Source organism: Thiosocius teredinicola (assembly GCF_002009425.1).
GTDB classification, from domain to species: domain Bacteria; phylum Pseudomonadota; class Gammaproteobacteria; order Chromatiales; family Chromatiaceae; genus Thiosocius; species Thiosocius teredinicola.
The window spans coordinates 1,366,710-1,380,138 of sequence record NZ_CP019936.1 but is presented as its reverse complement, the minus strand read 5'-3'; the positions used below and the strand labels follow the sequence as shown (position 1 = coordinate 1,380,138).

The following is a 13,429-nucleotide window of genomic DNA, read 5'->3' as shown; positions in this document are numbered from 1 at the left end:
TGAACGGCTCACGCCTCGCGCAACTCGGGGCGGTCGCGGTATTGCGCGAGCGATTCGGGGTTCAGCAGGGCCTCGGTGTTCTTTACCGCGCGCCCCTCGACGACGTCGCGCACGGCGAGCTCGGAGATCTTGCCGCTACGCGTGCGCGGGATGTCGCTTACCGCGAGAATCTTGGCCGGCACATGCCGCGGGCTGGCGCGTTCGCGCAGCTTCGAACGGATGTCCGCCTCGAGCGCCGCATCCAGTTCGGCGCCGGCGGCCAGCACCACGAACAATACGACGCGCACATCGTCGTCCCACTGCTGGCCGACACAGACACTCTCCTGGATCTGCGACAGGCGTTCGACCTGGCGGTAGATCTCGGCGGTACCGATACGCACGCCGCCCGGGTTCAGCACCGCATCCGAACGACCCTCGATGATCAGCCCGCCCTCGTCGGTCAGCACGGTCCAATCGCCGTGCGTCCAGACGCCGGGAAAACGCTCGAAGTAGGCGGCGTGGTAACGCTCACCGTTCGGGTCGTTCCAGAAACCGACCGGCATGCACGGAAAGGCGCGCGTGCACACCATCTCTCCCGGTTCGTTTCGTACCTTGTGACCCTCGCTGTCGAACACATCGACCGCCATCCCCAGGCCGCGACATTGCAGCTGACCGCGGCGCACCGGCAGCAGCGGGTTGCCGAGGGCGAAGCACGACACGATATCGGTGCCGCCGGAGATCGAGCTGATCTGGATGCCGGGTTTGATCGCGCGATGCAGGTAATCGTACGACGCCGGTGCCAGCGGCGAGCCGGTCGAGAGAACGACACGCAGGGCATCGAGCCCAAGGTCACCGCGCACGTCGACCCCGGCCTTCTCCTGTGCCGACAGGTATTTCGCGCTGGTGCCGAACACCGACACCCCGAGTTCATCGGCCATGCGCCACAGGTTGTCTGCCGACGGGTGAAACGGATTGCCGTCGTACAGCACCATGCGGCAGCCGGTCGCCAGGCCGGACACCAGCCAGTTCCACATCATCCAGCCACAGGTGGTGAAGAAGAACAGGCTATCTTCACGCGTCAGGTCGGTATGCAGGCGATGCTCTTTGACATGCTGCAGCAGCGTGCCGCCGGCACCGTGCACAATGCACTTGGGCTTACCCGTCGTGCCCGACGAATACAGGATGTACAGCGGATGGTCGAACGGCAGCATGGCAAACGGCGGCGCGGGCAAACTGTTGTCGATCAGCTGCAACCAATCTCGCAACGTCGCGTCACTGTCGAGACCCTGCCAGCTGATCTGAATGTGGTACTCGCAGCCATGCAATTCATTGCCGACCTCGCGCACCTTTTCGCGGATATCGATCATACGTCCCTTGAAGCGATAACCGTCAACCGCGATCAGGACCTTCGGTTCGATCTGACCGAAACGATCGAGGATGCCCTGCGCGCCGAAGTCGGGTGAACAGGATGACCAGACGCCGCCCAGCCAGGTGGTCGCCAGCATCGCGACGACCGCCTCGGGGATGTTAGGCACGATGGCTGCCACGCGGTCGCCGGCTGAGACGCCGAGTTGCTGCAAAGCAGCGGCCATAGCCGCAGCCTGCGCATACAGTTCGGCGTAGCTCAGGCGCATGTCGCTACCGTCCTCGCCGCGGAACACTAAGGCTTCATGGCCATCGCGGAAGCGCAGCAGATTCTCGGCGTAGTTCAGGCGTACATTCGGAAACCAGCGCGTCGCGCGCATTGTGTCGCCTTCGACCATGGCCGGTTGGCGATCGCCGTCGAAGCAGATGTCGGCGGCATCGAGCAGGTCCGACCAGAATTGGTCAGGGTGATCGACCGCCCACTGCCACAGGTCGGCATAGTCGCCAAGGTCCAGATCGTGCCGCTCGCCGGCCAGCTGCGCGAACGCAGCCATCTGGCTGTGCGCTGCCCGATCCGGGTCCGGACGCCATACGATGCGATATCGCTCCTCGTTGGTTGCGTGCTGCACCGTGGTCTGCCCTCTGTCGTCGTCAGATGAATGCGACCCTCGACATAATTTGCCGGGATTGCGCAAAAAGGGTTTTTCTTCGATCGCTGTTCAGGGTAGAAAGTCAACAGCGTCGATGCAAACCCGATTCGCGACCACAAGGAACAAAAGATGGCGATCAACCAGCCCCGCTCTCCAGAGGTGTACCTCAATCTGAATGTACGCGGTATGGGGGCATCCGCGACGCTGGCGATCAACGAACGTTCACAGCAGCTCGTGCGCGAAGGTCGCCAGGTGTACAAGCTCGGGCTCGGGCAATCGCCTTTCCCGGTACCCGACCATGTACGCGATGCGCTTGCCGCCAACGCGCACCAGAAGGACTATCTCGCGGTCAAGGGCCTGATGCCGCTGCGTGAGGCAATCGTCGACTGGGTGAAACGCACCGAAGGTCTCGACTATCTGCCGCAGAACGTGCTGGTCGGTCCCGGCACCAAAGAATTGATGTTCCTGGTGCAGCTGGTGTACTACGGCGACCTGGTCATTCCGTCGCCGTCGTGGGTTTCGTATGCGCCACAGGCGCGCATCATCGGGCGGCAGATCCAGTGGCTGCGCACCAACCCGAAGAACGGCCTCGGCGTCGAACCCGAGATCCTCGAAGAACTGTGCGAGAGCGACCCGGGCCGCCCACGGCTGTTGATACTGAACTCGCCAAGCAACCCGACCGGCCTGTGCTACAGCGAGCAACAGCTCGAGCGCCTCGCCGAGGTACTGCGCAAGTACCGCGTGCTGGCACTGTCGGACGAGATCTACAGCGGCACGCACTACGAGAACGGTCACGTGTCGTTGGCGCGCTACTATCCCGAAGGCACCATCATCAGCAACGGCGTCAGCAAGTGGTGCGGCGCCGGCGGCTGGCGGCTGGGCTTTTTCGTCTTTCCCGAGAGCCTCGGCTGGTTGGCCGATGCGATGGCCGCCGTAGCCAGTGAGACCTTCACCGCCACCAGCGCACCGATCCAATACGCCGCGGTCGCCGCCATGCAGGAGCATCCGGGCATGGAACAATACCTGTCGCACAGTCGACAGATACTCGCCAACCTGGCCGACTATGCCTATCGCACCCTCGCCGCCTCGGGCTCGGTGCTCAACCCCGCGTCCGGCGGCTTTTACCTGTTCCCGCAGTTCGAACAGCATCGCGACAAGCTCGCCGCACGCGGTATCGAAGACGGTGCACAGTTCGCTGAGCGCCTGTTGCAGGAAACGGGCGTTGCCCTGCTGCCCGGCAACTGCTTCGGCCGTCCATCGCGCGAGCTATCCGCACGCATCGCGATCGTTGACTTCGACGGCGAGCAGGCACTGAAGCATGCGCAGACCGAGACGATCGACACCGCGTTCGTCAAGACACACTGCAACCGGGTTACCACCGCGATCGACCTGCTGGCGGAATGGTCGAGCAGCTGAGCACGCGATAAAGCAGTTACGTTGGAAACCATCGCACTCGATACACTGGCGATACTGGTCGCCGTTGCCGCGCTCGCGGGCATGATCGATGCCATCGCCGGCGGCGGTGGGCTGTTGGCCCTGCCTGCCCTGCTGTGGGCCGGCCTGCCGCCGGTGCAGGCGCTCGCAACCAACAAGCTGCAGGGCACCTTCGGCACCATGACCGCTTCGTTTCATTTTCTGCGACGTGGCGAGATTACGCTCGCCAAGATGCGCATACCGATCCTGATGACCTTCATCGGATCGGCAGCCGGTACGCTCGCGGTACAACGCCTCGGCTCGGAACTGCTCGAAGATATCGTCCCGGTCTTGTTGATCGCGTTTGCGCTGTACTTTCTGTTTTCGCCGAGGATCGGCGATCAGGATGCCCACCACCGCATCAGCCATCCGATGTTCGGCCTGCTGATCGGTTTCAGCGTGGGATTCTATGACGGCTTCTTCGGCCCGGGCACCGGCAGCTTCTTCGCCGTGGCCTTCGTCATGCTGCTCGGCTACAACCTGCGGCGTGCCACGGCCGGCACCAAGATTTTGAACTTCACCAGCAATGTTGCATCCCTGCTGTTCTTCGCCGCCGGTGGACACGTGGTGTGGCACGTCGGGTTGGCGATGGGCATGGCACAGATAGCCGGCGCCTGGGTCGGCTCACACCTGGTGATAAGTCACGGCACGCGGCTGATCCGGCCCTTGTTGGTGATCGTGTCGCTGGCCATCTCGATCAAGCTGCTGCTCGGCGACTGAGCGGTATCGGCGGCTAGCGGTACTTGCGCAGGTACGCCCATTCGAAGGCGCGCTTGGCCCAGTGGAATCCGACGAACGACGGCAGGACGAGATTCTTGCTCGGCGTGCGCGCCACCAACATGCCGCTGCTGAAGCTGTCGACGATACAAACCAGCTCGGCCTTGAAGGTATGACTTGCCGCCTTGCCGGAGAAGTTGTCCATCAGGTTGGCGACCGCCGCTTCGGCCTGCAGATCGGCCATATGCGCCTGTTTGGGCAGCCAGTCCGGTCCGGGGAAGCTACCGGAATCGCCGGCCACGTAGACTTTGTCCCAGCCCTCGACCTGGCAGAATTGGTCGGCCTTGATCATGCCGCCTTCCGAGCGCGGCAGTTCGGTATTGTCGAACCATTGATTGCCGGTCATGCCGGGCATGAACAGGATCATGTCGGCGGCAAACTCGCCACCCTCGGTTATGACCTTGTTCGCCTCGAACGCCTTCATCTTATGCCCGAGATGGGTCTCGATATTGCGCTTGGCCATCTCACGCATGATGCCTTCGACGGCCTTCGGCCCAAGGCGCTGGCCGGGCTTTTCCGCCGGCGTGAAAAACACCAGCTTGAACTTGTCGCGCTTGCCCTGCTGGCGCAGCCAGGTATCGATGCCGAACAGGAACTCGAACACCGGCCCGCCACGCATCGCCGAGGGTTCTTTCGGGTTGCCGGCAAAGCCGAACGCCAACGTGCCGCCTTCGAGCGCGCGCAGGCGATCGCGAATCTGCGTGACCACATCGACGCCGCCACAGGGCAACAATGAATGTTCGATACCCGGCAGCTTGCGGATGAAGCGTCCGCCGCAGGCGATGATCAGGCCATCGTTCCGGACATCGCCTTTGTCGGTGCTCACCACGCGCCCCGCTTCACCCATTCCCTGTGCGGAGGCCTGCCGGTAGTTGACGTTCATGCGCTTGAAGAACGGTTCGAGCGGTACGACAAGGTCTTCCGGTTGGCGCAGCCCCGTCGGTACCCAGATCGTACCGGGGTAGAACACGAACTCGGGCTTGGGGGCGATCAGGTCGATCGTCAGGCTGGCGTCGGCTGCCCGCAGCTTTCGCACGGCGGTCAGGGCGGCAAATCCGGCGCCGATGACGGTAACACGCGGCATGTGGACCACTCCTCGGGTGTCAGGGACAGTTGCCTATTCTAAGGCGGGCAACCGCCGATGTCAGACACCGATTGCGTGGAAATGATTTGGGAATCGGCCGCGCTACCGCTATGCTTTCGAGACCTTTGAGTATTTGACGGTATTTTGATGGCGGACTCGGATCCGGGCTTCCTCGGTACGCTGACAGATGTATCCGCAGCGTACTTCATCGCCCAACTCGTAGATAACAACGAAGAATTTCAACCTTACCGACAAATGGGCATGGAGCAGATCGCCGTCGGGCAGATCGGTTCCTATGTCATCGCGCGCGGTCACCGCGAACAGGTCTTGTGTCAGATCGTGCGCGCGTGGGAAGAGCCGCGCGGCGATGGGCGTGTGCGCCTGGTCCGCCTGTTGCCCCTAGGCGAGATCACGTCCGACGGTGAATTCATTCGCGGCACCGGACGCTACCCGCCGCTGTCGACGCCCGTCTTCCTCGCCGAAACCAATCAGCTCGATGCCATGTTCGACAGCGTGCGGCGCTACGGCCTGCACCTGGGGCGGTTGAGTCAGCGCAACGAGCTGCGCGTGTATGCCGATCCGAACCTGCTGTTCAACCGTCACCTCGCGATACTCGGACAGTCGGGTGCGGGCAAATCCTGGGCCGTCAGCAGCGTATTGCAACGCACCGTCGCGCTGATGCCCAAGGCGCATATCGTCGTTCTCGACCTGCACGGCGAATACGGTTGGCGCGATGAACAGGGCAAGCTACACAGCGCCTTCCCCAGCGAGATGGTACGGCACGTCGATGCGCGCGAGCTCGAAATGCCCTACTGGTTGCTGACCTATGCAGAGCTGGTCGACCTGTTGATCGATCGCACCGATCCGAATGCCTCGCTGCAGATCTCGTTCATGCGCGAAGTGCTGCATTCGCTGCGCAAGAAGAGCAACAAGGATCTGGGCATCGACCGTCTGTCGGTCGACTCCCCCGTGTACTTCTCGCTCAAAGAGCTGTACATGCACTTCAAACAGGCCAACGAACAGCAGTTCGACTTCGGCAAGACCAAGGGCCCGCTGTTCGGTTCGTTCGACGAGTTCCTGGTGCGTTTCCAGTCGATGTTCAACGACTCGCGCTACGACTTTCTGTTCCGCCCGCGTGCGCGCGCCAAGTCGACCGACCTCGAAGGGCTGCTGCGCGATTTCATCGGCCTGGGCGAACCGAAACGGCAGATCACGGTCATCGACCTGAGCCCGGTGCCGCACGACGTGCGCCCGACCGTGTCGGCGCAGATCGGCCGCCTGGCCTTCGAGTTCAACTACTGGAACCCGCGCCGCCGCGAGTTCCCGATCCTGCTGGTGTGCGAAGAGGCCCACCAATACATCCCGCGCGAGTCGACCAGCCGTCACAGCGGCAGCCGGCGCGAGATGGAACGCATCGCCAAAGAAGGCCGTAAGTACGGCGTCGGCCTATGCGTGGTCAGCCAGCGACCGACGGAATTGTCGGAGACCGTGTTGTCCCAGTGCAACAACTTCCTGGTACTGCGCACCACCAACCCGCAAGACCAGGCCTACGTACGCAACCTGATGCCCGAGGGCGAGCAGGACCTGGCCGACGTGTTGACCACGCTGCGTCGCGGTGAGGCACTGGCGGTCGGCGAAGCGATCCCGCTGCCGACCCGTTTCAATCTATACAAGCCCGATCCGGCACCCGACAGCAGCGATGCTCCGGTGGTCGAGTCGTGGCAATCCGGCCCGGATGACCTCGACGTGGGTGGTATCGTCAAGCGCTGGTGGCGTCAGCAACGCTGAGCAGTTGGGTTTGGCTCGTGCGGACATTGCAGCGCAATCCCGCACGGCATGCCCGGTCGAATTCGCACGGTGATCGTGTCAGACTGGCCCTTCAGTCAAACAAGGACACGACATGTCGGACGACAATGTGCTGCCGTTTCCCAACCGGTTTCGCGATGCGATCGATGAAGAGGCATGGCAGGCACTGCAGGGAGAGTTCTACCTCGACTGCTATTTTGCGCACCATGGCAAGCCCGCCGACAATCCCGAGCAATTGCGCGACTGGCTGACCGAGGTGCAATTGTTCGCCGACACCGGCAACCCGTTCTTTCGCGGCTGGCTGGTACGGCGGCTCAGCGAGTCGCCGCCTTAGTCGCGCGGCGTAGCGCTCACCTCAGAACAGATCGACGTCACTGTTGCCGCCGACGCTCGGTCGCTCGAAACGCTGCTTCTCGTCGGCCAGGCCGCTGAGCAACATCATCAGCTTATCGCTTTCATCTTCAACACGCTGGAACAGTTCCAGGATGTTCTGTTGCGTCTCGCTCGACTCGCGCCAGTTGCCTGAAACCAGGTGCAGTGCAGCATGCACGTTGTTGTGCACTGCGCGGTGCGGTGCGTCCATCTCGCCGTACGACGGCAGGTAGGCAAAGTTGGTGGCGCCCTCGCCCTGGCTGTACCACTTGCCGAAGCGGCAATGATCCGGCGAGACCGCACACTTGCCCCAGGATTCCGACGACTCGCCCAGATCGATCGCACGATAGGCGTTCTGGATGTAGATCATGTGGTCGACCTTGCTCAACGAAGATTCGCTGACGGTCTGAGTGAAAGTGACCGAGCTGTGGGTATCGATGGCGTGCTGGTAGAAGGTCGAGAAATCCACTTCGAACTGCTGAATCGTCGCCTGCGACTCGGTCGCCATACCCGACATCGCTGCCGCCTCTTCGGTAACCTGGTTGGCAGATACCGAGAAACGCTGCATCACCTTGTGGACGTTGGCGGTCGCCTCCTTGGTGCGCTCGGCAAGCTTTTTGACCTCGTCGGCAACCACCGCAAAACCGCGGCCATGCTCGCCCGCGCGCGCGGCCTCGATAGCGGCGTTCAATGCCAGCAGGTTGGTCTGGTCAGCGATACCGGTAATCATCTCGACGATCTCGCCGACCTCGGCGCTGTGCGTTCCCAGGTCGGACGCGGTTTCGTGCACGCCCTGCATCTTGGCGGCCATCTGGTGCAGCGTCTCGATGACCTTGCCGATCGATTTACGTCCGCGCGTCGCTACATCGACCGATGACGATGTATTGCCCGCCACCTGTTTCATCTGCTGCGTGATCTGCGCCAGGTCCTTCTGCGCACGCATCAGATTATCGAGCAGGTTGCTGGTGTTGAGTTCGCCCAACTTGGCCGAGAACATATCGAACTCCCGACGTTGCTTGGCCTCGGCAATCGCGTCGATCGACGTATTGATGCGTTCCATGATCGACCGATACCGACCACGCAGTCCCATCGGCAGGGCGCGACGGAAGTATTGCTCTCGCTCGATGTAGCAGAAGGCCGTGTCGACCTCGCGGAAGAACGCCTCGATCTGATCACGGCCTTCGTTGATACCCCACAGCGCGTTGCTCAAGGGATGGGCCGGGTCGATGTGGGTGATGCGGAAGTTGATATCGCCCTGTTTGTTGGCGACACCCAGCTGTTCGATCTGTGCATGCAGCCAGCGTTCCGACTGCAGGCCACGCCAGCCGAGGAAGGCGACAACCGCGAAAGACAAGGTCAGACCCCAGACAACCGGATCGACCGTATAAACGATACTGGTGTACACGGCGGCTGCGACAAACAGCAGCACGCCCGCACCGATCACGCACTGGCGACTACAACGCCAGGACAAACTGTTCATAGCTCACACCGTCGTCGGCAAAACAGGCTTCGATCACTTTGCGGGACACGTCCATTCCCGTTTTGCTGCCTGCCTGTTGCTCCTTGGCCAGCATCTGCGCATAGATTGGTTCGATGTAACGAATGGCGTCTTTGCGCGGCTTGCGCCGCACCGAGTAGTAACCGATGAGGTTACCGCGCTCGTCGTGCGTGGGCGTCACGTTGGCGAACGTCCAATAGAACGACCCATCGCTCGCCAGGTTCTTGACGTAGCCGAAGAACTCGCGGTCGGACTGCAGCACCTCCCACATCATCTTGAATACGGCGCGCGGCATGTCGGGGTGGCGCACGATGTTGTGCTGAATACCGAGCAGCTTCTCCTCGGGATATCCCGCAAAGTCCATGAAGACGCGATTGGCGTACACGATGCGACCTTTCACGTCGGTCTTGGAGACGATGAAATCCTCTTCGCGCATCTCGCGTTCGCGCGCTACGGGCTTGATGTCTGGCTTCATTCGGCGGAATACGTCACTAATTTGCAGTCATAGCGGCACCGCCGCGGGCAAACTTTAAGTAAGTTTGTTTTCTCCGCCGAATCGGGAACGAAACAAAAAAGCCCCCGCAACCAAACGGTTACGGGGGCTTTGAGGGCGGAATCGAGGTTTTTGTCAGCCTGCTGCTACGAGGGCCTGCTCGATGTCGGCGATAATGTCGTCGATATGCTCGATACCGATCGACAGGCGCACCATGTCTTCGCTGACGCCGGCAGATGCCAGTTCATTGGGGCCAAGCTGGCGGTGGGTCGTCGTCGCTGGATGGCAGGCCAGCGATTTTGCATCGCCGATATTCACCAGGCGTAGGATCATCTTCAGCGCATCGATGAACTTGGCGCCGGCCTCTTTGCCACCCTGGATACCGAAACTGAGAATGCCCGATGCCTTGCCGCCGGTGATCTTCTGACAGACTTCGTGGTACGGACTGTCGGGCAGCCCCGCATAGCTCACCCAGTTCACCTGATCGTGACCGCGCAGGTACTCGGCAACCTTCATCGCATTCTCGCAATGCCGTTCCATGCGCAGACCGAGCGTTTCCAGCCCCTGCATGATCAGAAACGCATTCATCGGCGAAATCGCCGCGCCGGTATTGCGCAACGGTACGACGCGGCAGCGGCCGATGTAGGCCGCCGGCCCCAGGGCTTCGGTGTAGACCACACCGTGATATGACGGATCGGGCTCGTTCAACATCGGAAAACGTGCCGCATTGCCGGCCCAATCGAACTTGCCTGAATCGACGATGGCGCCGCCGATACTCGTGCCGTGCCCGCCGATGTACTTGGTCAGTGCATGCACGACGATATCCGCACCGAGCTCGAACGGCCGGCACAGAAACGGCGTGGGCACGGTATTGTCGACGATCAGCGGTACACCATGGCGATGCGCGATCTCGCCCAGTTTCGCAATATCGACGACATTGCCGGCCGGGTTGCCGATCGACTCGCAAAACACCGCGCGGGTGTTGTCATCGATCAGCGCCTCGAGCCCGTCGTAGTCGTCATGCGAGGCGAAGCGCACCTCGATGCCCTGGCGCGGGAAGGTATGTGCAAACAGGTTGTAGGTACCACCGTAGAGCTGGCTGGTGCTGACGATGTTGCAGCCGACATCCGCGATACACTGGATCGAATAAGTCACCGCCGCCATGCCCGAGGCCAGACACAGGGCTGCGACACCCCCTTCCATTTCCGCCAGGCGCTGCTCGAGCACGGCCTGGGTCGGATTCATGATGCGCGTGTAGATGTTGCCCTGGACCTTCAGGTCGAACAGGTCGGCACCGTGCTGGGTGTCGTCGAAAGTATAAGACGTGGTCTGGTAGATCGGCGTGGTCGCCGCCTTGGTGGTGGGTTCGCTTTCATAACCGGCATGGAGCGCCAGCGTCTCGAGTTTCATCAGGGTTCCTCCGGATCTTATTGTGTTGCGCCGCGTGGGGCGCGAACCGACCTGCGTATCGGTTGATCAGGGATGATAACGGCAATCGCCAGGCGCGGCTTGGAAAATCGCGCCGAACGTGTCACACGCCGGCGGCGATCGCCCGGCGAAAGATATCGAGCTGCCCTTGCGACGTTTCGTCCCAACTGAAACCTTCGGCGTAGGCGCGCGTGGCTGCGCGTTCGGGCAGATCGGCGAACAGCGCCTTGACCGATGCCGCAACACCGGCTGCACTGCGGTCCGGCGTCAGGCGCCCCGCCGCGGGCGCCGCGACGACCTCGGGCGTTCCATCGACCGGCGTCGCGACCACCGGCGTGCCACAGGCCATGGCTTCGAGCAGTACGTTCGCCCAACCCTCGCGGCTGGACGCAAGGACCAGCGCATCGGCCGCCTGGTAGTGCTGTCGCAAAGCCTCCTGCCCCAGCCGCCCGGCGAACGTCACCTGCGATTGCACACCCATGCGTTCAACCAGCTGCTTCAGCGCCGCCGCCTCCGGGCCATCGCCGGCGATCACGAGATCGAACTCCGGCAGTTGCTGCATCGCCTCGATGACCAGGTGATGCCCTTTGCGTTCGATCAGATGACCGACCGACAGCAGGGTCGGTCGCTGCGTGTAGGCCACGGCCTCGCGCAATGTGCTGCGATCGCTCGGCGGCTGAAAGAAGTTTAGATCGACACCGTTGCGCAACACCGTCGCACGATCATCGGCTACCCCCATTTCACGCAGATAATCTTTGAGCGCGCCGGCAACGGTCATCATGTGCGCGGCCTCGCGCGTGACCTCGAGGATCTGTTCGCGCGGCCCGGCATATTGTGGAATCAGATTGAGGTCGGTACCCCTTCCGGTCACGGTGAACGGTCGGCCGAACTCCTGTGCCAGCCGCATCGCCGCTATACCGTCAGGATAGAAATAGTGCGCATCGATCAGGTCAAAATCGAAACCCTGGTCGCGCACCGCCTGCACATAGGGCCGGACGGCGCGATAGAGCAGACCCGGCGTCCACCCCATGCCGATCTTCGGGATGACGAGGTAGCGCGGGTGAACCACGTCAATGCCGTGGCGCGTCTCTGTTTTTTCGACGCCGGCGAACTTGGCATATTCGCCGAACAGCGGGTGTTTAAACGGAAACCAGGGCACCGGCGCGATCACCCGGGCCTCGACTTCGGGCGCATAGCCGAGCAACTGTCGCAGACGGTTCTCGACGAAGATGCCGTGTGATGCCTGGCGCGAATTCGGATACAGCGTGCTGAACGTCAGTATCTTCATAACGGCGGTCAATCGTGCGGACGATGCGCTGCGGCCAGGTCGACGACCTTCTCGGCGTTACGCCGCCACAGGTACTCACGATTGAAGATCGTGTTGCGCGCCGCTTCGCTCATGCGCTCGAGCCGCTGCTGATCGGAGAACATGTCCTTGACGGCATCGACGAACGCGGGGCGATCGCCGGGCGGAAAGAACAGCGCATTCTCGCCTTCGGTCAGGATTTCGCGCGTGTTGCCCTGGTCGACCGAAACCACCGGCTTGGCCATTGCCAGGTATTCGAAGATCTTCATCGGTGAGGCGTAGGTAGTTGCAGCCGGCTGCAGCGCCACATCGATCGCGGCGAGATACTCAACGATCTGCGCGTGTTCGACTGCGCCGGTCACATGCACACGCTCGGCGACGCCGACCGCTCGGGCGGCCGCTTCGATGTCGGCACGCGCGGGACCATCGCCGATCACCAGCAGGTGTACGTCGCCGAGATCGGCCGGCCAGTCGGGCATGCCGCGCACCAGATCTTCGATGCCGTGCCATTCGCGCACCCAGCCGACAAATCCGACAACGCGTTTACCGTCCAGACCAAAACGCGCACGCACCGCGTCACCGGCATCGCGCCGACCGTGGAAACGCTCCGGATCGACGCCGTTACTCATCACCACGATTCGCTCGGCCTCGACACCCATGTCGACCAGGATCTGTTTCAACGGAGTCGAGACCGTAATAACGACCGTCGCGTGATTGCAGATCCAACGCTCGGCGCGGCGCGCCAGTCCGCCGAGCTTCTGCTGACCGAGGTCCGCCTGCTCCATCGCCAGCGGGCTGTTCACTTCGAGGATGACCGGGATCTTCAACACACGCGCAACCAGCACGCCGGAGAAATTGAACAGCGCGTAACGTTCGTAGATGAAATCGGGCTTGATGCGCCGCGCCGCCGAAAGCAGCTTGAAGAAACCCACCAGGTTGTAGCCGATCTCGGCCAACTCGCGGAACAGGTCGGGCAGATTATCCTTCAAGCGACTCAGCATCGAAGGCTTGGCATCGGCGTCACCGGTCGCCGGTTTGGGTGCATCACTGAGCACCAACGCGACCTCGTTCACCTCGTGGCCGCTATCCCGCAGGCTGCCGATGATCTCGCGGATATGGATACCTTGAGCGTCGCCGGCCTGGGTGCGGTGATGGTAGAGAATACGCATGTCAGCCTACAGTGCTCAGTGCTGCCGAT

11 protein-coding genes are annotated in these 13,429 nt (G+C 62.1%); 4 read left to right on the top strand and 7 right to left on the bottom strand.

Translation table 11 applies throughout. The features are described from left to right. Nucleotides 1-8 precede the first annotated feature (8 nt). Nucleotides 9-1,973, bottom strand: coding sequence for an acetoacetate--CoA ligase (locus tag B1781_RS06750; RefSeq protein WP_078118927.1), 1,965 nt, complete (start codon nt 1,971-1,973; stop codon nt 9-11). Between the two features lie 150 nt (nt 1,974-2,123). Here B1781_RS06750 and B1781_RS06745 point away from each other — a divergent pair, with 150 nt between their 5' ends. Both B1781_RS06745 and B1781_RS06740 read left to right on the top strand, forming a co-directional pair. Continuing rightward, nucleotides 2,124-3,410 carry a pyridoxal phosphate-dependent aminotransferase gene (locus B1781_RS06745; protein ID WP_078118926.1) on the top strand — a complete coding sequence of 429 codons (1,287 nt, stop codon included), beginning with the start codon at nt 2,124-2,126 and terminating at the stop codon, nt 3,408-3,410. Between the two features lie 21 nt (nt 3,411-3,431). After that, on the top strand, nt 3,432-4,187 hold the full coding sequence (locus tag B1781_RS06740) for a TSUP family transporter (protein ID WP_078118925.1): 756 nt from the start codon (nt 3,432-3,434) through the stop codon (nt 4,185-4,187). A 13-nt stretch (nt 4,188-4,200) separates the two neighbouring features. Here the strand turns inward: B1781_RS06740 and B1781_RS06735 are convergent, their stop codons facing one another. After that, nucleotides 4,201-5,328: an NAD(P)/FAD-dependent oxidoreductase gene (locus tag B1781_RS06735; RefSeq protein WP_078118924.1), complete on the bottom strand. Its 1,128-nt coding sequence runs from the start codon at nt 5,326-5,328 to the stop codon at nt 4,201-4,203. A gap of 147 nt (nt 5,329-5,475) precedes the next feature. Between B1781_RS06735 and B1781_RS06730 the strand changes: the two genes are divergently transcribed. Together B1781_RS06730 and B1781_RS06725 are read left to right on the top strand one after the other, a co-directional pair. Continuing rightward, complete coding sequence (locus tag B1781_RS06730; RefSeq protein ID WP_078118923.1) at nt 5,476-7,116, top strand: ATP-binding protein; 1,641 nt, start codon at nt 5,476-5,478, stop codon at nt 7,114-7,116. 112 nt (nt 7,117-7,228) lie between these two features. Further along, a complete protein-coding gene (locus tag B1781_RS06725) occupies nt 7,229-7,468 on the top strand; it encodes a hypothetical protein (RefSeq protein WP_078118922.1) in 240 nt (79 codons plus the stop codon). Nucleotides 7,469-7,489: 21 nt separating this feature from the next. Here the strand turns inward: B1781_RS06725 and B1781_RS06720 are convergent, their stop codons facing one another. The 5 genes from B1781_RS06720 to B1781_RS06700 form a co-directional block, all read right to left on the bottom strand. Continuing rightward, nucleotides 7,490-8,986 (bottom strand): methyl-accepting chemotaxis protein, encoded by a 1,497-nt coding sequence (locus B1781_RS06720; protein WP_078118921.1) that lies wholly within the window; start codon nt 8,984-8,986, stop codon nt 7,490-7,492. Then, nucleotides 8,961-9,479 (bottom strand): PAS domain-containing protein, encoded by a 519-nt coding sequence (locus B1781_RS06715; protein ID WP_078118920.1) that lies wholly within the window; start codon nt 9,477-9,479, stop codon nt 8,961-8,963. Before B1781_RS06715 ends, B1781_RS06720 begins: the two co-directional genes overlap by 26 nt. Before the next feature lie 153 nt (nt 9,480-9,632). Then, complete coding sequence (locus B1781_RS06710) at nt 9,633-10,907, bottom strand: O-acetylhomoserine aminocarboxypropyltransferase/cysteine synthase family protein (RefSeq protein WP_078118919.1); 1,275 nt, start codon at nt 10,905-10,907, stop codon at nt 9,633-9,635. Nucleotides 10,908-11,028: 121 nt separating this feature from the next. Next, nucleotides 11,029-12,213, bottom strand: coding sequence for a glycosyltransferase (locus tag B1781_RS06705; protein ID WP_078118918.1), 1,185 nt, complete (start codon nt 12,211-12,213; stop codon nt 11,029-11,031). Nucleotides 12,214-12,221: 8 nt separating this feature from the next. Next, complete coding sequence (locus B1781_RS06700; RefSeq protein ID WP_078118917.1) at nt 12,222-13,400, bottom strand: glycosyltransferase family 4 protein; 1,179 nt, start codon at nt 13,398-13,400, stop codon at nt 12,222-12,224. Nucleotides 13,401-13,429: the final 29 nt, after the last annotated feature.

What these genes read in the sequence shown, in the direction of transcription:
- B1781_RS06745 (WP_078118926.1), top strand. Translation starts at nt 2,124, where the DNA reads ATGGCGATCAACCAGCCCCGCTCTCCAGAGGTGTACCTCAATCTGAAT.
- B1781_RS06735 (WP_078118924.1), bottom strand. Translation starts at nt 5,328, where the DNA reads ATGCCGCGTGTTACCGTCATCGGCGCCGGATTTGCCGCCCTGACCGCC.
- B1781_RS06730 (WP_078118923.1), top strand. Translation starts at nt 5,476, where the DNA reads ATGGCGGACTCGGATCCGGGCTTCCTCGGTACGCTGACAGATGTATCC.
- B1781_RS06725 (WP_078118922.1), top strand. Translation starts at nt 7,229, where the DNA reads ATGTCGGACGACAATGTGCTGCCGTTTCCCAACCGGTTTCGCGATGCG.
- B1781_RS06720 (WP_078118921.1), bottom strand. Translation starts at nt 8,986, where the DNA reads ATGAACAGTTTGTCCTGGCGTTGTAGTCGCCAGTGCGTGATCGGTGCG.
- B1781_RS06715 (WP_078118920.1), bottom strand. Translation starts at nt 9,479, where the DNA reads ATGAAGCCAGACATCAAGCCCGTAGCGCGCGAACGCGAGATGCGCGAA.
- B1781_RS06710 (WP_078118919.1), bottom strand. Translation starts at nt 10,907, where the DNA reads ATGAAACTCGAGACGCTGGCGCTCCATGCCGGTTATGAAAGCGAACCC.
- B1781_RS06705 (WP_078118918.1), bottom strand. Translation starts at nt 12,213, where the DNA reads ATGAAGATACTGACGTTCAGCACGCTGTATCCGAATTCGCGCCAGGCA.
- B1781_RS06700 (WP_078118917.1), bottom strand. Translation starts at nt 13,400, where the DNA reads ATGCGTATTCTCTACCATCACCGCACCCAGGCCGGCGACGCTCAAGGT.